This window comes from Rubrilithobacter danxiaensis, from assembly GCF_047272945.1.
Taxonomy (GTDB): Bacteria; Bacteroidota; Bacteroidia; order Sphingobacteriales; family Sphingobacteriaceae; genus Rubrolithibacter; species Rubrolithibacter danxiaensis.
The window spans coordinates 48,280-69,186 of record NZ_JBKOPS010000004.1 but is presented as its reverse complement, the minus strand read 5'-3'; the positions used below and the strand labels follow the sequence as shown (position 1 = coordinate 69,186).

At 38.8% G+C, this 20,907-nt stretch carries 16 protein-coding genes and 3 tRNA genes; 10 read left to right on the top strand and 9 right to left on the bottom strand.

Going from position 1 to position 20,907, the window contains the following annotated elements:
• Positions 1–2: 2 nt before the first annotated feature.
• Positions 3–1,712, bottom strand: coding sequence for a porin family protein (locus ACLCDL_RS06120; protein ID WP_423147393.1), 1,710 nt, complete (start codon positions 1,710–1,712; stop codon positions 3–5).
• A gap of 421 nt (positions 1,713–2,133) precedes the next feature.
• On the opposite strand from ACLCDL_RS06120, the gene ACLCDL_RS06115 reads away from it, so the two are divergent.
• From ACLCDL_RS06115 to ACLCDL_RS06100, 4 genes are all read left to right on the top strand, one after another.
• Positions 2,134–2,838: a hypothetical protein gene (locus ACLCDL_RS06115; protein ID WP_423147392.1), complete on the top strand. Its 705-nt coding sequence runs from the start codon at positions 2,134–2,136 to the stop codon at positions 2,836–2,838.
• Between the two features lies 1 nt (position 2,839).
• Positions 2,840–5,608 (top strand): TonB-dependent receptor, encoded by a 2,769-nt coding sequence (locus ACLCDL_RS06110; RefSeq protein ID WP_423147391.1) that lies wholly within the window; start codon positions 2,840–2,842, stop codon positions 5,606–5,608.
• Between the two features lie 110 nt (positions 5,609–5,718).
• A complete protein-coding gene (locus tag ACLCDL_RS06105) occupies positions 5,719–6,912 on the top strand; it encodes a DUF4249 domain-containing protein (RefSeq protein ID WP_423147390.1) in 1,194 nt (397 codons plus the stop codon).
• A 31-nt stretch (positions 6,913–6,943) separates the two neighbouring features.
• Entirely contained in the window at positions 6,944–9,361 is a 2,418-nt protein-coding gene (locus tag ACLCDL_RS06100; protein ID WP_423147389.1) for a hypothetical protein, read from the top strand.
• A gap of 171 nt (positions 9,362–9,532) precedes the next feature.
• Here ACLCDL_RS06100 and ACLCDL_RS06095 read toward each other — a convergent pair whose 3' ends face one another.
• From ACLCDL_RS06095 to ACLCDL_RS06070, 6 genes are all read right to left on the bottom strand, one after another.
• Positions 9,533–10,777: a porin gene (locus ACLCDL_RS06095; RefSeq protein WP_423147388.1), complete on the bottom strand. Its 1,245-nt coding sequence runs from the start codon at positions 10,775–10,777 to the stop codon at positions 9,533–9,535.
• Between the two features lie 116 nt (positions 10,778–10,893).
• Entirely contained in the window at positions 10,894–11,556 is a 663-nt protein-coding gene (phoU, locus tag ACLCDL_RS06090) for a phosphate signaling complex protein PhoU (RefSeq protein ID WP_423147387.1), read from the bottom strand.
• Positions 11,557–11,592: 36 nt separating this feature from the next.
• Positions 11,593–12,345 (bottom strand): phosphate ABC transporter ATP-binding protein PstB, encoded by a 753-nt coding sequence (gene pstB / locus ACLCDL_RS06085; RefSeq protein ID WP_423147386.1) that lies wholly within the window; start codon positions 12,343–12,345, stop codon positions 11,593–11,595.
• Positions 12,346–12,350: 5 nt separating this feature from the next.
• Positions 12,351–13,208 (bottom strand): phosphate ABC transporter permease PstA, encoded by an 858-nt coding sequence (gene pstA / locus ACLCDL_RS06080; RefSeq protein ID WP_423147385.1) that lies wholly within the window; start codon positions 13,206–13,208, stop codon positions 12,351–12,353.
• A complete protein-coding gene (gene pstC, locus ACLCDL_RS06075) occupies positions 13,201–14,079 on the bottom strand; it encodes a phosphate ABC transporter permease subunit PstC (protein ID WP_423147384.1) in 879 nt (292 codons plus the stop codon). Before pstC ends, pstA begins: the two co-directional genes overlap by 8 nt.
• Positions 14,080–14,127: 48 nt before the next feature.
• Positions 14,128–15,147, bottom strand: coding sequence for a PstS family phosphate ABC transporter substrate-binding protein (locus ACLCDL_RS06070; RefSeq protein ID WP_423147383.1), 1,020 nt, complete (start codon positions 15,145–15,147; stop codon positions 14,128–14,130).
• Between the two features lie 194 nt (positions 15,148–15,341).
• On the opposite strand from ACLCDL_RS06070, the gene ACLCDL_RS06065 reads away from it, so the two are divergent.
• Both ACLCDL_RS06065 and ACLCDL_RS06060 read left to right on the top strand, forming a co-directional pair.
• Positions 15,342–15,413 (top strand) — tRNA-Glu (locus ACLCDL_RS06065).
• A 72-nt stretch (positions 15,414–15,485) separates the two neighbouring features.
• Positions 15,486–15,557, top strand: a tRNA-Glu gene (locus tag ACLCDL_RS06060).
• A 163-nt stretch (positions 15,558–15,720) separates the two neighbouring features.
• Here ACLCDL_RS06060 and ACLCDL_RS06055 read toward each other — a convergent pair.
• A tRNA-Met gene (locus tag ACLCDL_RS06055) sits at positions 15,721–15,793 on the bottom strand.
• 105 nt (positions 15,794–15,898) lie between these two features.
• On the opposite strand from ACLCDL_RS06055, the gene era reads away from it, so the two are divergent.
• From era to ACLCDL_RS06040, 3 genes are all read left to right on the top strand, one after another.
• Positions 15,899–16,777, top strand: coding sequence for a GTPase Era (era, locus tag ACLCDL_RS06050; protein ID WP_423147382.1), 879 nt, complete (start codon positions 15,899–15,901; stop codon positions 16,775–16,777).
• A 67-nt stretch (positions 16,778–16,844) separates the two neighbouring features.
• Positions 16,845–18,146 (top strand): ribosome biogenesis GTPase Der, encoded by a 1,302-nt coding sequence (der, locus tag ACLCDL_RS06045; protein WP_423147381.1) that lies wholly within the window; start codon positions 16,845–16,847, stop codon positions 18,144–18,146.
• Between the two features lie 2 nt (positions 18,147–18,148).
• Positions 18,149–18,325: a hypothetical protein gene (locus ACLCDL_RS06040; RefSeq protein ID WP_423147380.1), complete on the top strand. Its 177-nt coding sequence runs from the start codon at positions 18,149–18,151 to the stop codon at positions 18,323–18,325.
• Here ACLCDL_RS06040 and ACLCDL_RS06035 read toward each other — a convergent pair.
• On the bottom strand, positions 18,322–19,935 hold the full coding sequence (locus ACLCDL_RS06035; RefSeq protein ID WP_423147379.1) for a S41 family peptidase: 1,614 nt from the start codon (positions 19,933–19,935) through the stop codon (positions 18,322–18,324). The genes ACLCDL_RS06040 and ACLCDL_RS06035 overlap by 4 nt on opposite strands.
• A gap of 128 nt (positions 19,936–20,063) precedes the next feature.
• On the opposite strand from ACLCDL_RS06035, the gene murQ reads away from it, so the two are divergent.
• A complete protein-coding gene (murQ, locus tag ACLCDL_RS06030) occupies positions 20,064–20,879 on the top strand; it encodes an N-acetylmuramic acid 6-phosphate etherase (RefSeq protein WP_423147378.1) in 816 nt (271 codons plus the stop codon).
• Positions 20,880–20,907 lie beyond the last annotated feature (28 nt).

The following is a 20,907-nucleotide window of genomic DNA, read 5'->3' as shown; positions in this document are numbered from 1 at the left end:
CTTTAATTATTAAAACTATAGTTGTACCCCAGAGTGGTTGTAAATTCATTAAATGCCCTCGATACCGAACCGGGCAAGCGGGAACTATTGCTATTGAGTGCTACCATATTTAGGTTTATATTGTGCTTTTTCTTAACGGCGTAGCTCATATTCAGCCGGAAGTTAAGTATACTGCTAATCTTCGTTCCGTTTGCGTAGCTACTGTTCCATGAGGTGCTGAAAGATGAGCGCAGTCTTTTATCTAAAAAACTTTTATTTACACCTGCAGTCGGTCCGAAAGTGGTGGTCTTTATCAAAGGGGCTGTATTCCGGTTTGCATTTAAACTTACCGTATAAGAGAAATTTTGCGGTACAAAATTGCTACTGAAGGAGGAATTTAAATTGTAAAAATTGCCTCCTGTATTTTGTTTAGTTCCGTCTTGTTTATCGGCGGAAGTCATATAGGAAAGATTAAAATTTAAAACCTGGCTTTTTTGCTTGTTCTGGCTGAGGATATAGTTGGTGTTAAGACTGACATTTTGAGATAGCTGAGTATAGTTGAGCGTATCCAGGTTATCGTATGCCGTTAATTCGTTAACCTGATTAAAGGTAGAACGGATGTTTACAAACGACTGAAAATTAGAATAACTTCCATTAAAATTAAGTTTATTATTTGCCTGGTAACTCAGATTTAGCGATCCAACAAAACGTTGAGTACTGCTTTGTTTTTCCTTTCTTAAATCGTCGTGCTGAATGCCAGTACTTGCAGCAATACTTAATTTATCCTTTAAAAGCTTTGTAGTTAAATTTCCGGTTATGTTTTCAAAGTCGTTTGCGAAATAATAAGCGCCAAGAGTTTTATATTCCGGGGAAATACGTTCATAGCCCAATCCGATTGTATATCTGCCGCCATTATAAACGAGGGCGGTTTTATAAGCGGTATATAAAGCAGTGGAATTATTAGTTCTGAGCAAAAAGCCATTCTGATTATTATGAACAGAATCTGCAAATGCAAGCTGATTTCGTGTAAGGGCGCTCAAAGCAAGTTCTCCCGACAGCAGTAATCGTTTAAAAAATACTTTTCCGGCATTTATACCCGTAACCACGTTCTCCTGTGGAGTGATAGTTGCATTAAGCGGATTTGAACTGATATCATCTTTCGCTTTAAATAAAATTAGATCTACGTAGTTTTTCTGTTTTGCATAACTCGCTTTAAACCCATAACCCATTCGTTTATAAGCGGGTTCAACATCCTGACTGGTAATATTTAAACTGTCGGCAAGCACTGCTTTTTGCAAACGCCCGTACATTACACTAAGCTTAAAAGGTCCTGAAGGAGTTAGGTCTACTCCTACTCCTGCAAACAAATGGCCGTTAAGCGTATAACTGGAAAAAGACATGGAGGTATAACCAATATGGGCTGTTACCCATTTGTATACCGGATTAAGGTTGTACTGATTAAATGGTTGTTGGAAAGAACCTTTACTTTGATTGGAATAAGTAAAACCTACCGGAACGTTCCATCCATAGACATTAATATCAAGATTACCTGAAACAAAAAATGTATAGGGATCCCGTCGATTTAAAATCCTATTGGAAAAATAAGCTATCTGGCTGCTGGACAGGCTCCCGGAAATTTTTAAGGGGTCGCTTTTACCGATAGCATCCAACTGTTGACAAAATCCAGTTGAAACCAAAACTGAAAAGAAAAGCAATGCCAGCCAATAACGCATAGGTTACTTAGTTTTTCACCAGAATGCTTAAAAAGGTAATTGAGAGCTTTTTAATAATCGGGCGATATCTTATTTAACTAATAGTTACAATTTTATTCCAATATTTCAAAAGAGTTTTGTCCCTGGTTTGTTTCTCAATATAAAGGGTTGGAAAAGTTTACACACTTAAAATTTAAAATCTGTATTGTTCAACAAGTGTTGTTGAGATTCCCCACTTTTCTCAATTATGGTAAAAAATTACCCTTGGAAATAAAAGATCTTATTCTTTAAATTTTTGTTTCCCATCTTTCTGTACTTTCTCTAAGTGCTTCATAACCATTTTCTTTTACAAAAGAATTTCGTTAGAATTACAACAAAATAAATAGATCAATTATAAACCGTAGCATCTATCTATTCTGCCATTAGAGTAAACTTTTAATGTATGTATAAAATAGTGTTCTTTATTTTTTCCGGGATTGTTTTCAGTTCAGCAAGAGTTTCTGCACAGGAAATACCTCCCCTTCAAAATGCTGTACAACTATATGAAGCAAGTACAGCCGAACAGGCGGCCTTGTATAATGGGACAGAATACACAGAAGCGGACCCGGTAATTATTGGCGATCCGTTTTATTTAACAAAAGCCTGGAGCACTGGTGCGGTAATTTATGATGGTATTGAATTTAAAAATCAAAACCTTTTGTATGATATATACAAAGACCAACTTATTGTTAAACATTTTGATAATGTAAGTAAATTGAACCTGATAAGGGAAAAAGTATCGGCTTTTTCTTTCCTGAATCATAACTTTATTTACATTGAGTCAACCGATAGATCTTTAACCAGTGGATTTTACGATGTTTTGTATAATGGCAGATGGACTGTTTTAGCTAAAAGAGAAAAACTGGTAGTTGAAAGGACGCCTTCTCCTACTGTATTGGAAAGAAGGTTCGAAATTTCCAATAAGTATTACCTAAGTTATAATAACCGCTATTTCCAGGTTAAGAATTTGGCAGATGTGCTGAAAGTATTCAGCGACAGAAAGCGTGAGTTGCGCAACTTTATAAATACCAGCGGCCTTAATTTTCGCAAGAATCCCGAACAGGCATTAGCAGCCGTAGCAAAACAGTACGATGAACTTAGCAAATAATATGAAATTTCTGCGATTAACACTCCTCTTCAGTTTGTTGGCGTTAAAGGTATTAAGCCAAAGTTCAAAAGGCGAATTAATCAGTATTACGATTAGCAATGCTACTGTAGAGCAATTTGCATCTGAAATTGAAGGAAAAAGCGCTTATCATTTCTATTTCCGACCATCGGATATGGATAGTATCCGAATAACACTTTCTGTTACTGAAAAACCTGTTGAAAGCATTCTGGAAACGGCATTTGCAGGTAGGCAAATTCACTATGCACTTGTAAATAAAAATATCTTTCTGACAAAAAAGGATGAGATATTGACTACGCTGCCTCCAGGTTTAATTAAAAATACAGAAGATAATGCCGACTTTAATTTGAAAAGTACGCTTCTTGCCAATTCGGATACCGTAAACAAAAACAACAACGCAGTTAAAGCTACTTTAGCAAATAAGCTGTATGAAATCGGAATAAAGACCACTAATTTAACAGGGCAGGCAACCCTGGCTGGTTATGTCCGCGATTCAAAATCAGGAGAGCCTGTTATTGGGGCCTCCATTTTTATTGAGGGCACAAAAACAGGTGTTTCTACCGACCAGTTTGGCTATTATTCGTTAACACTTCCCAAAGGCCGCCAGATTCTTTACATTAAGGGAATAGGGATGAAAGACGCCAAGCGGCAGTTGATACTATATTCGGACGGCAGAATGAATATTGAATTACAGGAACAGGTAATGTCATTAAAGGAAGTTACTGTTTCAGCACAAAAAACTGGAAACGTGAACCGGGTACAAATGGGAGTTGAAAAACTTAGTATGAAAACCATTAAACAGGTTCCTACCGTTTTTGGTGAAGCCGATGTTTTGCGTGTAGTTTTAACTTTACCCGGGGTACAATCAGTAGGGGAGGCGACTACAGGGTTTAATGTACGCGGGGGCGCCACAGATCAAAACCTGATTCTTTTTAACGATGCTACCATTTATAACCCGGCACATTTCTTCGGATTCTTTTCCGCCTTTAACCCCGATGTAGTTAAGGATATTAACCTGTATAAAAGCAGTATACCGGCAAAATACGGTGGTCGCTTATCTTCTGTGCTTGATATTACTGCACGGGAAGGGAACAAGAAAAAGTTCACCGGAACAGGTGGATTGGGACTTTTAACCAGCAGGCTGAATATTGAAGGACCGCTTGTTAAAGATAAAACATCTTTTATACTGGGCGGAAGGGCTACCTATTCAAACTGGCTGCTTAACTTATTACCCGATTCATATAAGCAGAGTAAAGCTGGTTTCCAGGACCTGAATCTGAATCTGAGCCATCAGTTTAATGAAAAAAACAACCTTTATTTTACAGGATATTTAAGCAACGATCGTTTTAGTCTGAACAGTGATACTGTTTATGGCTACAGTAATAAAAACGTATCGTTAAAGTATAAGCATGTTTTTAATAATAAATTTGTAGGAGTAGTAACTGGAGGATATGACCGGTACCAGTACAATGTAAAAAGTGATCAGAACCCTGTTAACGGTTATTCGCTTGGTTTTGATATTAATCAAAGCAACTTCAAAACAGATTTTACTTATTATCTGAATAAAAAGAACACGCTTGATTTTGGCTTAAGTAGTAACTATTATAAGCTCCATCCGGGATCGTACCAACCTTTTGGAGAAGGCTCAGTAGTAAAACCTGATATAGTGGAGGCACAGCAGGCCATAGAAAGTGCACTTTACCTGAATGATAATTTTGATATAAGCCCAAAACTTTCTTTAAATGCCGGCATACGTTATTCGTTATATAACTACCTGGGGCCACAGCAGGTTAACCTATATGCGCCGGGACTGCCTAAAGAAGAAAACACCATAATAGACAGCACTTTTTACAACAGAGGGGATGTTATCAAAACTTATCACGGGCCTGAATTCCGTTTGGGAGCACGCTATTCTGTAAAAGATGATTTTTCAATTAAGGCATCGTACAATACATTGCGGCAGTACCTTCACCTGCTTTCAAATACAGCAGCAATTGCTCCAACTGATATTTGGAAAATGAGTGACGCTAATATTCGTCCTCAGTTCGGCGATCAAATTTCTCTGGGGCTATATAAAAATTTCAAATCCAATTTAATAGAAACATCTGTAGAGGTTTATTATAAACATCTTGAAGATTACCTGGATTATAAAAGCGGAGCTAACCTGGTGATGAATCATCACATAGAAACTGATGTGATAAACACCAAAGGCAAAGCCTATGGCGCAGAGTTTATGATAAAAAAATCTGATGGAAAACTGAATGGCTGGATGAGCTATACTTATTCAAGAACACTCTTAAAAATGGATGACCCCAATGGGGGAGAACTAATAAATAAGGGAAATTACTATCCTTCAAATTTCGATAAGCCTCACAGTGCTAATTTTGTAGGCAATTTTAAAGCAAGCCATCGTTTTAGCCTCTCGGTAAATGTTACCTATAGCACAGGCCGCCCTATTACATTGCCTATTGGTAAATACGTTTACGGCGGATCGCAGCGTGTTTTATATTCAGACAGAAATGCTTATCGTATTCCTGACTATTTCAGAACTGATTTTTCTATGAATATTGAGGGAAATCATAAAATAAAACAGTTAACCCACAATTCCTGGACTATAGGGATATACAACGTTACCGGCAGGAAGAATGCTTATTCAACATATTTCACATCAGAGAACGGAGCAATTTACGGATATAAGCTTTCCATATTTGCTACAGCAATCCCATTTGTTAATTACAATATCCGGTTTTAAGCATGAATAAGATTAAACTTATACTGTTATACGTGTTTTTAATGAATTGCAGAATTCTTTGGAATGATTTAACAGTACTAATTCGAGTTTCACTATCACAGATTAGAATAATGACGACCTTCCCTAAGTTTTTTATACTAATTGCTGTTCTCATAGTAATTAATAGTTGTAAAGAGATTTATGACCCGCCTGTTATAAGTAATTCAGCGAGCTATTTAGTTGTAGAAGGCTTTTTAAATGCAAGTAATGATTCTACAATTATCAACCTGAGCAGAACCACTAAATTATCTGACACTGTAAAATTAGTACCCGAGCCTTCTGCAGTAGTTACAGTTGAAGATGAAGAAAGTAATACTCAAAATCTAATAAGCCTGGGTAACGGAAGATACGGAGTTGGAGTACTTAATCTAAACAGTACAAAAAAATATCGTTTACATATCCGTGATCAGTTTCAGAAAGAATATGTTTCGGATTTCGTTGAAGTAAAGCAAAGCCCCGAGATTGACAGCGTTACCACACAATTTCAAAGCAACGGAGTGCAAGTAAGTGTTAATTCACACGATGCTCAGAACAATACCCGCTATTACCGCTGGGACTTGGACGAAACCTGGCGATACGTATCGCTCAACAATTCAAGTGTGGTATACCGTAATGGAGTAATAGAAAACAGGTCGGAAGGAATACCGGGCGACAAGGTATATAGCTGCTGGAGATCAGCGAAATCCAAGCAGATACTGCTTGGAACTTCGGCAAATTTAAGTTCCGATATTCTTGCAAATAGTCCGCTCACTTTTCTTACACCCGAATCTGGCAAGATATCATTTGGATACAGCGTACTTGTAAAGCAATATGCTTTAACTAAGGAAGGTTACATCTATTGGCAGAATTTGAAAAAGAATACAGAAAACCTGGGTTCCATTTTTGATGCGCAACCTTCTATTGCAACTGGCAATATCCATTGTGTGAGCAATCCTGGTGAACCGGTAATCGGGTTCTTGAGTGCTTCTACAGTAAGTAAAAAAAGGATTTATATTGACTTTAGAAAACTTCCCTTTTCTCTTCCCAGTTATTTTCCGCCACCAGATCCGACAACATGTGAAGATGGTGTAATCAAGATTGATCCCGCAGCTACTTTTGAATACAGGCTGGAAAATCTCATGTCCGGCGGCAAGTACCTTCTTACTATTCCGTTGGGTGCTCCTGGTGTAGGAATCATAGGTTATTTCTACTCCTCTAAAGAGTGCGTTGATTGCAGACTAATGGGAGGAACAAACATCCGACCTGATTTCTGGCCGGAAAATTAACAGTCATGTTTTTCATTAATACTAATATAAAATGAATAAAAGGCACTTTCTTCAATATGGAAAACTAAGCGTAAAAACCGTTGCACTTATAGTAATTCTGCAAATTATCTCTATAAAATTTACGGCTGCTCAAACTGACAATCTAAATTCCATTCAATCTAAATTTGAGAAGTACAGCGGCCAGCACCTGCTGGAAAAGATATTCGTTCACACGGATAAGAATTCTTATATGGCAGGCGAAATAATCTGGTTTAAACTTTACAGCGTTGATGGCACTATACATAAGCCTCTTGACTTAAGCAAAGTTGCTTATGTTGAAGTTCTTGACAAAGCCATGAAACCTGTTTTACAGGCAAAAGTCTCCATGAGTGATGGTTCGGGAAACGGCTCCTTTCAAATACCTTTAACCTTAACTACCGGGAATTTTAAATTCAGAGCCTATACCAGCTGGATGAAAAATTACAGTGCCGACTTTTATTTTGAAAAAGTTCTTACCATCATTAACCCCTTGAAAGAATCAGAGATTTCTAATTCATTAAAAAACAGGTATGATATTCAGTTCTTCCCGGAAGGCGGAAATTTAGTTAAAGGACTACGCAGCAAAGTTGCCTTCAGGGTAGTAAGCCAAAATGGAAAAGGATCTGATTTCAGAGGTGCTGTTGTAGATGAAAAGAACGACACGGTCGCAAGGTTTCAGCCGTTAAAATTTGGTATAGGGAGCTTTTATTTTACCCCGGCAGCTAATCATCAATATAAAGCGGTTCTGAAATTTAACAGTGAATATTCTGTTGTTAAAGATTTACCTGCAATACAAAATGAAGGTTTTGTAATGAGCATGGCACAGGAGAACTCCTCACAACTTTCAATAGCAGTAAATGCTACATCAAAAAACAGTGACGAAATATATCTTTTTGCTCATTCACGTCAAAGAACGAAACAGGCTCTTGCAGGCAGGCTCAACAATGGCCTTGTAAAGTTCATCGTAGATATTAATAAGCTGGATGAAGGAATATCACATTTTACAATTTTCAACTCGGCAAACCAACCTCTTTGCGAACGTTTATATTTCAAACGACCGACAAAAAAATTAATAATTACAGGCAAATCGGATAAGCCTTTATACGGCATAAGGAAAAACATAAGCCTTAATATTCTTACAAATACCGACTCAGCAAAAGAAATTGCCGCTGATCTTTCTGTATCGGTATATAAATCGGATGATCTGCAGCCTATTGAGGAAAAGGATATACAAAGTTATATCTGGCTTACGTCTGACTTAAGAGGGTCTGTTGAATCTCCTAATTATTATTTTGAAAATAATACACCGGAAGCTAATGAAGCTTTAGATAATTTAATGCTTTCGCAAGGTTGGCGCAGATTTAACTGGAATAAGGTACTAAGCAGCAATAAACCGAATATAGAGTTTCTGCCTGAATATCAGGGACACCTGATTACAGGAAAAGTTACTGCTGCCAGCGGACCTGAAGCAGGTGATGTACTTACCTTTCTTTCAATTCCCGGTAAAAGGATACAGCTTTACGTTTCAAAAAGCGATCAGAACGGAAAAGTAAAGTTTACTGCCAAAGATCTGTACGGAACAAATGAGCTCATTGTTCAAAGCGATTTTAGAAAAGACAGTACATATCGGTTTCATATAAATAATCCTTTCTCCGAAAAAATTTCGTCCGCTACTATTCCTGATTTTCAGCTGAATACAGCTTCTCAAAATGCGTTACTGGAACACAGTGTAGGTATGCAGGTACAAACTATATTTTCGGGAGACAAGCTTACTAAATTATATACTCCCCCGACGGACAGTAGTTCTTTCTATAAAGCCGAAAAGGTATACCTGTTAGACGATTACACCCGCTTCCCTACCATGGAAGAAGTATTGCGGGAATATGTACCAGAGGTATCGGTATTTAAACAACAAAAGAAATTTTATTATAAGATACCATATACCAATAAGAAAGGCTTTGTTCCCGGAGAACCACTGGTAATGCTGGACGGAACTCCTGTTTTTGATATCGATAAATTAATGGCTTTTGACCCTACGAAAATTAGAAAACTGGAAGTAGTGGGCGAAAAGTATTTTTACGGGCCATTAACAGCGGCCGGAATAGCAAGTTTTTCTACTTACGGAGGGGATATGGCAAATTACGAACTGGATCCAAAAGCCTTGGTTGTTGACTATGAAGGGTTGCAATTAAAACGGGAGTTTTATTCTCCTGTTTATGATAGTAATGAACAAATACAGGATCGTACTCCTGATTTCAGAAATGTCCTTTACTGGTCCCCGGACGTAAAAACGGATGATAAAGGTAAACATCAGCTTAGTTTCTACAGTTCAGATCTGCCAGGGAAATTCTTTGTCGTGATACAGGGAATTTCAAAAGACGGGCATGCGGGAAGCAAAACGATTTCATTTGAAGTGACAAAACCCTTGTAAAATAATATAGAGGCAAGGATTTGCTCAAAATATTATTTTTGATCCTAAAGGTTGGGTTTAAGCTGTTTTTGCTAAGCAACAGGAAATAAATGTTCAATATCAGAAAAGCTTAACTATTCCTTCTCCTTTAAAGGAGAAGATGAATCCTCCATTCAGAATGAAATTTCTGGTTTAAAATCGATACTGTGCCCTCAGGGTAAATACATCGTCTTTAATATCATTTTCAAATCCTGCAAGTTGGGTTTTTTCATTTACAGGATGGTCATAATAAGCAGTAAGTTTTACCTGTTTTGTTACATAACAAATTAAACCGGCTCCAAATGTATGATATTGGATATCAGCTGCTGTTGTATTATTTCCTGCAATCCCAATATTGCTTCCTTTTAAATCTGTATTGGGATCGTAAACATCATAATTAGCAATGACCTCGAAAGGAGTTTGCGGAATTTGCTTTATAAACCAGATATAATACCCCTTAAATTTCCTGTTATAAATATCACTTGCAGGCTGGGAGGAAAAGCTTTTTGTGGCCTGGGGGCCTCTTACAGTAGCAGAAGCGGCAATCCCTGGCTGTTTCCCCTGAATGTATTCGGCCTTAAGGGCAGTCCTTCCCATAGAACCCTTATCCTCCAGTTGCAAATTAAATCCTGTATATTCCCGTTTGGCATAACTGCCAATGTGCTGAGGATCCGTAATTGCTGTAAATCCATTCACTCCGTTTTCGGTTGATTTGTAATAAACGGTAGCAGTATTTTGTCGCACATACCCGTGATAGTAAGAAGCTCCGAAGCCTATCTTAAAATGATGAAGTGAGTCGTTATTTAATTTAATTGTTAAATTAGATATGAAGTCTTTCCTGTTATCGTAATCTCTTACATTCAATCCAGAGCCGTTATAAAAGCCAGCATCGAGAGTTATGAATTTATAATTTGCAGGGTTAAGGGTTAACATTACTCCAAGGTCCCGTTCGCCGGGTAAAACAGTTTGCACTACCCGGGGCCTTTCGGGTATCTCACGCTGTGAAGAGGAAAGACCGATGGCATAACCAAAAGGCTTGTTCATTTGGCCGGCGGTAAGGGTAAATGAATTTAGAAGGGGCTCTTTCAGCTCAATAAAGGCATCCCGTAAACTCACCCCATCCTGGGTAGCATCTATTGAAACAACTAAATTTGTCCATTTATCTGTCCTTTCCAGTTTAAGTCTTCCTCTTCTCAGCATAAATCTGCTGTCGCTGTTGTCAGCGAAATCTCCGCCATCAAATGAAGAGATCGCCGGTTTTGAAGCTTTCTGATACTGAAACTGAAAATATCCCGATAGTTTTATACCATTTAAAATATCAGGTTTGGGTTGAGTTGTCTGAGCAAATGTGCATGAAAAGCTTAACAGAAGCAGGCCAGTGAAAATTCTCTTTAACATATCTTAAACTAAATGTAAAATCTGCGTTAGTAATGATACAAAGATGTTAAGCTTATGTTAGTAAGGAATTAAAGCAATATTAAATTAATGTTAAGGATGAAGATGTGAGGTTAGTGTTAATGCTTTTTTCCATGCTTCAGCACTTTTGCTTCGAGATAAAAAATAATTTCTTCGGCAATATTGGTAATATGGTCGCCAACACGTTCCAACTTGCGAATTATGGTTAAAAGATATAAAGCTTGATGAATATTATCAGGATTTTCTTTACTATAAGCTGCAAGAACATCGGTGCAAGCTTTGTTTATTTCATCAAGAACAGTATCCTGCTTAAAAATGGTGCGTGCTAACTTAGCATTGCTTTCAGTATAAGAGCGTGTTACTGTATTCAGCATTATCTTAACGGTATCGGCCATTTCAGAAAAACGGGTAAGAGTAAGTAATTTTTTATCAAAGCTTTTTTCTGCCAGTAAAACATAGTTGGCTATTCCTTCGGCATTATCACCAATCCGTTCAAAATTGGTATTTATTTTCAGAGTGGCGAACACAAAGCGCATGTCGGTAGCGAACGGATTTAGTAAGGCCAGAATGTTTTCGCAATCCTTGTCTATCGCAAGTTCGTAAGCATTTACACGCTTTTCATTAAAGATCACCTCGCGGGCAAGATCAATATCTTCGGCACTTAACGAGGTAAGGCTTTTTTCAATCTGGCTTGTTACCAATAGTGCCATTTCGGTCATTTGCCCTTTAAGTTTTTGCAGTTCTTCTTCTAAATGAGTCATAATAATCGTAGTAAGATGAAAAAAAGTTTTATTTAACTATCCGAATCTGCCGGTGATGTAATTGAGCGTTTGTTCTTTAGCCGGATTGGTAAAAATGGTGCTCGTATTGTTATACTCAACCAGTTCGCCTAAATAAAAGAAAGCCGTTTTATCGCTCACCCTTGCCGCCTGCTGCATGTTGTGAGTAACTATTACAATAGTATATTTACTCTTCAGCTCGTAAATCAGCTCTTCAATCTTCGAGGTAGAAATAGGATCGAGTGCTGAAGCGGGTTCATCCATCAGCACTACCGACGGCTCCACTGCAAGCGTACGTGCAATACATAACCTTTGCTGCTGACCACCGGATAAAGCAAGCGCTGATTTTTTCAGGTCATCTTTAACTTCATTCCATAATGCCGCCTGTTGCAATGAACGTTCTACTGCTTCATCCAGAATTGCTTTTCTCTTTATTCCGTTAATACGCAGCCCGAAAGCAACGTTTTCATAAATACTTTTCGGAAAAGGATTAGGCTTTTGAAAAACCATTCCCACTCTTTTTCTATGCTCGTCTACATGAAGTTTTCTGTTGTAGATGTCTTTCCCGTCAATTAAAACTTCGCCTTCAATCTTCACATTATCTATTAAATCGTTCATGCGGTTAAAACACCTTAAGAAAGTAGATTTACCGCATCCGGAGGGGCCGATAAAAGCTGTAACCGTATGGGGAGCAATGTCTATGCTGATATTTTTAAGGGCATGTTTGGTTCCGTAATATAGGTTTACATTTTTTGCCTCAAGCTTATTCATGTTAGTTAAAATCTTGTTTTTTTATTGTACGTGTTTCTGATAATGACAGCAATTCCATTCATTAAAAAAGTAAAGGAGAGGAGTATAATAATTGCCGCCGCCGCATTGGTAACAAAGCCGGCCTGCGGGCGTGAAACCCAGTTGAAGATTTGAATGGTTAGGACAGTAAACTCATCCATAGGATTAGCCGGGGCAAAAGGGACATATACCAAAGCGCCGATAACGATTAATGGTGCTGTTTCGCCAATAGCCCTGGATATTGCCAGAATTAATCCGGTCATGATCCCGCCAAAAGCTGAAGGAAGCACTACTTTACTTATTGTTTGCCATTTTGTAGCACCCAGTCCGTACGATGCTTCCCGCAGGGATGAGGGTACAGCTTTAATTGCTTCACGGGTTGATACAATAATTATCGGTAAAATCAGCAGTGAAAGAGTTAAGCTTCCGGCTAGTACGCTGTTGCCTAGCTTTAATAAACGGCCGAACAATTCCAATCCTAATATTCCGTAAATAATGGAAGGAACTCCCGCAAGGTTTGAAATATTTATCTCGATGATATTTGCCAGCCTGTTTCTCTTTCCATACTCTTCGAGGTAAATTCCGGCCCCGATCCCAACAGGAAAAGCGAAGAGGACGGTAAGGATCAGGATCCAGATCATGCCTAACAACGCAGTGTAAATTCCTGCTCTTTCCGGACGCCGTGAAGGCAGACTGGTAAGAAAATCAAAATCAATCCGGGCTAATCCTTTTGAGAAAACATCGTATAACAGAACCCCCAGAAAGACTAAGCCGAGGCAGGTGCAAAAAAAAGCGAAGTACTTGAATATCGTATCTTCAATCCTGTTAAGTTTGGTGCTATTCATACTTCTGCTGGTATTTTCGTTTTATCCAGAAACTGATATTATTAAGAACAAATGTGAAAATGAACAAAGCCAAACCTGCGGCGAAAATGGTGCTGTATTCCAAGGAGTTATGAGGGATATCTCCCATGCTAACCTGTACAATATATGCGGTAATTGTTTCTACGGAACTGAGGGGGTTGGCTGTTAATTTCGGTTCCTGGCCGGCGGCAACTGCTACTATCATAGTTTCTCCAACTGCTCTTGAAATTGCAAGGATAACCGATACAATAATGCCAGAAGAGGCTGCCGGCACCATTACTTTAAAGGCTGTTTGAAAGCGTGTTGCACCCATCCCGTACGAAGCTTCCCGCAGCGATTTAGGTACTGCCCTTAAAGCATCTTCACTTAAAGATGAGATGTAAGGGATTATCATTACGCCCATAACCATACCAGCCGAGAGGGCATTAAAGCCGGAAAGGCCCGGTATAAAACGCTGAAGAAAAGGGGTGACAAAGGTTAAAGCAAAAAATCCATACACAACTGTAGGAATTGCTGCTAATACTTCAAGTACAGGTTTAATAACGGATGTAAACCTTTTGTAAGCATATTCATTCAAAAAAATGGCGATTACTAAGCCCAACGGCAAAGCTACCAGTACAGCAATTACAGTAGTTAATAACGTCCCGGATACCAGTGGCAGAATTCCGAATTTCTTTTTTGCAAAAAGTGGTGTCCATTCTGTACCTGTAAAGAACTCTTTGAAAGATACTTCGTTAAAAAAACGGACACTTTCTGTTGCCAGTACCAGTACAATACCTGCTGTTGTAAGTACAGTAATTAAACCTGATACTATAAGAAATCCTTCAATTATTTTTTCTTTCAGCTTAAACATTTTGTCTGCGCAAAAATTTTCTTGTTGAAGAGCGTCGTCCTCGAAAGATTACTTATTCTCTATCTTGAACAGATCGGTCAAATGCACGCCTACTGTTTTTTTACCGGGTTCAAATACAGTTCCGGTAATCTTTTTTTCAAAACGTGTTTTAGCCAGCTTGTACACTTCCGGCTGCAAGGGTACAATTCCTATTTCTTTCGCCAGCGTATTTGCCTGATCAAGATAAAAATTAATAAAAGCTTTTACATGAGGCTTATCAGCAGATTTGGTGCTAATGTAAATTAGCAGAGGACGAGCCAGAGGCTGGTAAGTGCCATTTGTAACGGTTTCTACGCTTGGAGCAATTGCACCTTTCCCATCAGCATCATTTTCATTATCAATAGGAACGATTTTAAGCTTATCTGAATTTTCTTCATAGTACGATAAACCGAAAAATCCGAGGGCGTTTTTATCGGATGAGACTCCCTTCACCAGCACGTTATCGTCTTCACTGGCATTGTAGTCGCCCCGTGAGGACTTAGCCTTGCCTACAATCGCTTCGGTAAAGTAATCGTAGGTTCCGGAAGCTGTTCCGGCTCCGTATAAATTAATAGGTTGTTTAGGAAATGTAGAACGTACCTGATCCCAGGTCTTGATTTTACCCTGAGCTGCGGGCTCCCAGAGCTTTTTTAACTCGGCAACTGTTAAATGATCCACAAACGTATTTGCTTTGTTTACAACTACCGCCAGCCCATCATAAGCAACCGGAAGCTCTATAAAGTCAATATTCCCCTGCTTGAAGAGTTCCAGTTCTTCTGATTTTACCGGGCGGGATGCATCGTTAATGTCTGTTTCCCCGCGTGAGAATTTTTTAAATCCGCCACCTGATCCTGACTCACCGACGGTAACTCTTACATCGGGCGCCTCATTCCGGAACTCCTCAGCCATCGCTTCTGATAAAGGATACACAGTACTTGATCCGTCTATTTTAATTTCGCCGGATAATCCCGATTCTGATACCTGTTTTTTTTCTCCCCCGCAGGCTGCAACTATCAGCATAACCGAAAAGAACAACATATTTTTCTTCATACCTGTCATTTTTATTTTAGCAAATATGTTAAGGAGAGATTACGTAATGATTAATGGAACATTAAGTTAATGTTAAGAAGCGGTGCTTTAAATGCAGCTGAAAGAAATTTAAATTTTTGTTGTACTATACTCTTCCTTATTATATCTTTGCAGACCCAAAAACAAAAAGGTTAGTCTTTTTAAAATTGGTAAAAGGCCCGTTCGTCTAGGGGTTAGGACGCAAGATTTTCATTCTTGAAACAGGGGTTCGATTCCCCTACGGGCTACTCTCTTAAAATAAAGGCTTAAGGGAAAAGGTTAAAGGTAGAAGGCCTTACTTTTTTAATTTTTGATTATCAGGCCCGTTCGTCTAGGGGTTAGGACGCAAGATTTTCATTCTTGAAACAGGGGTTCGATTCCCCTACGGGCTACAAAAAAGGGATCGAGTTTTACTCGATCCCTTTTTTATTATAGATAAATTTCTTTTCCGTGAAGGATTAAATCAAAAGGAGTTTAATACTGCAACTGTGGTAGAAAGCTAAAAAATTTTTAGGCAATAAAAAAAGCCGAAGATCACTCTCCGGCTTTTGCAGGTAGCGGGGACCAGACTCGAACTGATGACCTTCGGGTTATGAGCCCGACGAGCTACCAACTGCTCCACCCCGCACTTTTGACAATTTTAAGCTTTCCAGATATTCTGTCTTGCTTTTAATTGGACTGCAAAGATATATTTCGTTTCTTTGCAGTCCAAATATTTTTTAAAATAATTTTCATGTCGCATAAGGCCGGATTTGTGAGTTTAATTGGAAAACCCAACGCAGGAAAATCTACGTTAATGAACGCGCTGGTAGGTGAAAAAATGTCTATCATCACTCCAAAGGCGCAAACAACTCGTCACAGAATCCTGGGAATTGTAAATGAACCTGATTATCAGATCATTTTTTCTGATACGCCTGGAGTCATAAAACCAAATTACGGTTTGCAGGAGTCGATGATGACGTTTGTAAATGAATCATTGGTAGACTCGGACGTGATTTTACTGGTAACCGATATTAATGAACGTTACGATGAAAGCGATGTGATCGAGAAGTTAAAAAAAACAACTTCGCCAGTTGCGGTAATTATTAACAAGATAGATAAATCTACAGAAGAGCACGTAAAAGCTAAGGTTGCTTACTGGCAGGAAACATTAAATCCAAAAGCGATTTTTGCTGTATCAGCCAAGCTTTCTCATAACATAGAAGCAGTAATGCAGTTTGTACTGGATAATCTGCCTGAGCATCCCCCTTATTACGAAAAAGATGAATTAACTGATAAATCAGAGCGGTTCTTCGTTTCTGAAATAATAAGAGAAAAAATATTTAAGTTATACGAGAAAGAAATTCCGTACAGTACAGAAGTAATTATAACTGCATTTAAAGAAGAAGAAAGAATTACAAGAATAAGTGCAGAAATTATAGTTGAACGTGATTCACAAAAAAATATTTTGATTGGTAAGGGAGGGGAGATGCTTAAAAAAGTAGGTACATATGCCCGGCAGGATATTGAGGAGTTTCTTCAAAAAAAGGTGTTTCTTGAAATGTTTGTTAAAGTTTTGCCCGACTGGCGTAACCGCCAAAATTATCTGAAAAGGTTTGGATATGAAGCATAGCTTTAGCCGAGAGCTGAAAGCTATGAGCCAATAGCTCCAACCAGATTTACACAATTTAAAGAATAAAATGAGTAACATTATAGCAATAGTAGGCCGCCCCAATGTTGGAAAATCTACTTTATACAACAGGTTAACAGAAAGCCGTAAAGCAATTGTTGATGACATGAGCGGTGTTACCCGCGACCGTCATTACGGGATGGCAGAATGGGTAGGCAAACCATTTACAGTAGTAGATACAGGCGGATATGTAGCCAACTCGGAAGATGTATTTGAAACTGCAATACGGGAGCAGGTTATAATTGCAATAGAAGAAGCTACTGTAATTCTTTTTATGGTTGATGTAACTACGGGCATTACAGACCTGGATGACGAAATTGCAAAACTACTCAGACGAAGCAAAAAACCTGTTTTTGTTGTTGCCAATAAGGTTGACAATAATGCGCTTCTCAACGAAACTTCTATCTTTTACAGCTTTGGCCTTGGAGATATTTATCCCATTTCATCCATGACAGGCTCTGGAACAGGAGAATTGCTTGATGAAGTGATTAAAAATTTTAACGAGGAGCCGGAAGAGGAATCTACCCTGCCGAAATATGCAATTGTAGGCCGTCCGAATGTTGGAAAATCTTCCTTGATTAATGCTTTAATAGGTAAAGACCGAAATATAGTTACACCGATTGCCGGTACTACCCGTGATTCTATTCATATTCATTACAATCAGTACGGGCACGAATTTATGCTGATTGATACTGCAGGGCTTCGCAAAAAAACAAAAGTAAAGGAGAATATTGAGTTCTATTCGGTAATGCGTACTATAAAAGCGCTGGAAGAAGCTGATGTTGTTATTTTAATGATTGATGCTGTAGAAGGGATAGAATCGCAGGATATTAACATTTTCCACTTGGCAGAAAAAAATAAAAAAGGCGTGGTAATCCTGGTAAATAAATGGGATCTGGTAGAAAAAAATCAAAAAACAGCCAAAGCCTTTGAAGAGCAGATAAGACAAAAGATTTCGCCGTTTACCGATGTTCCTATTGTATTTACTTCGGTTGTAGAAAAACAACGGATTTTTAAAGCGATAGAAGCTGCGGCGCATGTATATGAAAACAAATTCAAGAAGATCCCTACATCGAAATTGAATGATGTAATGCTTCCTATCATTGAGAATTATCCTCCTCCTTCTTTAAAGGGGAAATATGTGAAAATTAAATATGCTACGCAGATAAATGCGGCATCGCCCATGTTTGCCTTTTTCTGTAATCTGCCTCAATACATTAAAGAGCCCTACAAGCGGTTTGTAGAGAACAAGCTGAGGGAGAACTTCGATTTTAGTGGGGTGCCTGTTCAGATATATTTTCGGCAGAAATAGGTATGCGGAAACTTTTTTTACCATTGCTATCTTTTCTGATGTACTTTACAGCTTGCCGGTCTGATATCAATGATTCTGATAAGTTAGATTCAATTGCAGCCGAAAGGGCAGGAGATTCCATGCTTAGGGCAGCTTCATCCGACACCTTGCATCTCGAAAAAAAGGACTTTAAAAATTAGTTAAGTACAGCCAGAGAACGGGCAATTACTCTATCGGAATCATTAATTACCTGGTAATACATATCGTTACCGAAATAATAGCGGCCTAATAACGCTTTCAGCTCTTTATTAATTGCCGGCCTGCTCAACTCTACCACTTTTTTTCCGGCTTTAATGCCTTTTGAATAAGCAAGAGAAATAATTTTATTATAAGTTGTATCACTTACTGTGAACGATTTCAGGTACTGGGCAGGATTTGAAAAATTAAATTCCTTCACAAGGTATTTAAATAAAAATTCTTCCAGTAAGCCCCGGGCGCTTACTTCATAATAAAAATCAGTGTAGGCAGATGTGTCTATCGGCACATAAATATCGGGCATTATACCGCCACCGCCATAAATTAACCTTCCAGAAGCTGTTTTATACGTTTTATTCCTATCAAAAATACTATCGGGTAAATGCTTTCCATCCGATTTTAACTCGCCATTTTCATAGCGCCTGTTAACCTCGCTGTAATAAGCCTCGGCTCCTTTACTGTAAGGTTTTTGTATGGAGCGGCCCGATGGAGTGTAATAACGGGCGACAGTAAGATTCATGGTAGAACCGTCAGAAAAATTAAATTGTTCCTGAACCAGCCCCTTCCCAAAGGATCGGCGTCCGATAATAGTTCCCCTGTCGAGGTCTTGTATAGCGCCTGCAAGAATTTCGCTTGCTGATGCTGAATTTTCATCTATCAGTACAACTAATTTTCCTTTTTCAAACTTCCCTTTGCCTGTTGCGGTGTAATTTGTGCGGGGTTCGTGTTTTCCCTGTGTGAATACGATCAATTGGTTATCTTTAAGAAACTGATCAGCAATTGCAGTTGCAGCATTCAGGTAACCGCCTCCGTTTTCGCGAAGATCGAGTACCAGATTTTTCATTCCCCTGCTTTGAAGACTGGAAAGTGCAGCAATAAAATCCTTATCCGTATTCGCTCCAAATTTGCTTATCTTAATGTAGCCGGTTGAATTGGTCAGCATGTATGCAATATCAATGCTGCTTACCGTAATCCTGTCCCGGATTACATGAATCAGCCTGGCAGGATTGGACATCCGTTTAACCAATAAATCAATACCTGTACCACGCCTCCCTCTTATCAGGTCCACAATCTCCGACTTTTTTATTCCGCTTCCGGCAATGGCCCGCTTATCGATTTTCAAGATCTGGTCGCCTGATTTTATCCCCGCTTTATGTGCCGGGCCGGTTTCATTCACGTAAGTAACTAAAAGTGTATCGTTAACCAGGTTATATTCAATACCAATTCCGTTAAACTCGCCTTCCAGATCTTCATTCAGATAATTTGATTCTGTTGGGGGCAAATAATGCGAATGCGGATCAAGATGACTTAATATCTCTTCTATAGCGCTTGCCTGTAGCGTGTCTGTTTTTACTTCATCTACATAATTATCTTGTATTATTTCCAGCACTTTTTCAATTTTTACCGAACCTGTTCCGGTACCGCCATAAAAAAAAGATCCATTTTTATTACTCGTATTATCCCTCGAAAACTTCGGACCGATAATCATTCCCAGGGTTAAAGCTAAAGCATAACAGGCGGCAATAAGCAGATTGTTTTTTGTAGATGAGCGCATAGTATTACGAGCTATAAAAATACTGAGCTCAAATTAAAAAAACAGATATTTTTTTATTATTAGACATTCTGGTAACAGAATTTTTGCTTCTGATTTTAATTCCGATTTTTACAGCCATAAATTGTGTTATGGAGAGAATCACAGAACAGGATTCGTTATACAACGATCTTGAAAAAATGTCAGTAGATGAACTTCTTCGGGGTATTAATAACGAAGATAAAACGGTGCCTTATTCAGTGGAAAAGGCTATTCCCCAGATTGAAAACCTGGTAAAGGCAATAGTAGAAAAAATGAAAGCAGGCGGTAGGTTGTTTTATATCGGTGCCGGCACAAGCGGCAGACTTGGCATTGTAGATGCTTCCGAATGCCCTCCGACATACGGCGTTCCGTTTGACTGGGTAATAGGAATTATTGCCGGAGGCGATTCGGCGATACGTAAAGCGGTTGAATTTGCCGAAGACGACCGGGAACAGGCATGGAAAGACCTGCTTGAATTTGATATCTGCGAAAAGGATGTGCTGGTAGGTATCGCAGCATCGGGAACTACACCTTATGTAATTGGCGGTTTACAAAAGGCAAATGAAATGGGAATAATTACAGGATGTATTGTGTGCAACCAGGGCAGTCCGGTTGCCGCTTCAGCAAAATATCCTGTTGAGGTAGTTGTAGGCCCCGAATTTGTAACCGGATCTACCCGCATGAAATCAGGCACTGCCCAGAAATTAGTACTGAATATGATCAGTACAACCGTAATGATCAGCTTGGGGAGAGTAAAAGGAAATAAAATGGTCGACATGCAATTAACCAATAATAAATTGGTAGGACGTGCTGTTAATATGGTAATGCAGGCTACCGGTGCCGATGAAGAATTGGCCCAAAAACTGCTGGATGAATTTGGAAGCGTACGACATGCGGTAGCGGGATTCCAAAGAAATAGAAATTAAAATCAGTTGCGCTTAGCCGCAATAAAAG

Coding starts and splice junctions, on each gene's coding strand:
- ACLCDL_RS06095 (WP_423147388.1), bottom strand. CDS start 10,777: ATGTTAAAGAGAATTTTCACTGGCCTGCTTCTGTTAAGCTTTTCATGC.
- ACLCDL_RS06120 (WP_423147393.1), bottom strand. CDS start 1,712: ATGCGTTATTGGCTGGCATTGCTTTTCTTTTCAGTTTTGGTTTCAACT.
- ACLCDL_RS06040 (WP_423147380.1), top strand. CDS start 18,149: ATGCGGAAACTTTTTTTACCATTGCTATCTTTTCTGATGTACTTTACA.
- phoU (WP_423147387.1), bottom strand. CDS start 11,556: ATGACTCATTTAGAAGAAGAACTGCAAAAACTTAAAGGGCAAATGACC.
- der (WP_423147381.1), top strand. CDS start 16,845: ATGAGTAACATTATAGCAATAGTAGGCCGCCCCAATGTTGGAAAATCT.
- pstC (WP_423147384.1), bottom strand. CDS start 14,079: ATGTTTAAGCTGAAAGAAAAAATAATTGAAGGATTTCTTATAGTATCA.
- ACLCDL_RS06105 (WP_423147390.1), top strand. CDS start 5,719: ATGACGACCTTCCCTAAGTTTTTTATACTAATTGCTGTTCTCATAGTA.
- pstB (WP_423147386.1), bottom strand. CDS start 12,345: ATGAATAAGCTTGAGGCAAAAAATGTAAACCTATATTACGGAACCAAA.
- ACLCDL_RS06110 (WP_423147391.1), top strand. CDS start 2,840: ATGAAATTTCTGCGATTAACACTCCTCTTCAGTTTGTTGGCGTTAAAG.
- pstA (WP_423147385.1), bottom strand. CDS start 13,208: ATGAATAGCACCAAACTTAACAGGATTGAAGATACGATATTCAAGTAC.
- ACLCDL_RS06115 (WP_423147392.1), top strand. CDS start 2,134: ATGTATAAAATAGTGTTCTTTATTTTTTCCGGGATTGTTTTCAGTTCA.
- ACLCDL_RS06100 (WP_423147389.1), top strand. CDS start 6,944: ATGAATAAAAGGCACTTTCTTCAATATGGAAAACTAAGCGTAAAAACC.
- era (WP_423147382.1), top strand. CDS start 15,899: ATGTCGCATAAGGCCGGATTTGTGAGTTTAATTGGAAAACCCAACGCA.
- murQ (WP_423147378.1), top strand. CDS start 20,064: ATGGAGAGAATCACAGAACAGGATTCGTTATACAACGATCTTGAAAAA.
- ACLCDL_RS06070 (WP_423147383.1), bottom strand. CDS start 15,147: ATGAAGAAAAATATGTTGTTCTTTTCGGTTATGCTGATAGTTGCAGCC.
- ACLCDL_RS06035 (WP_423147379.1), bottom strand. CDS start 19,935: ATGCGCTCATCTACAAAAAACAATCTGCTTATTGCCGCCTGTTATGCT.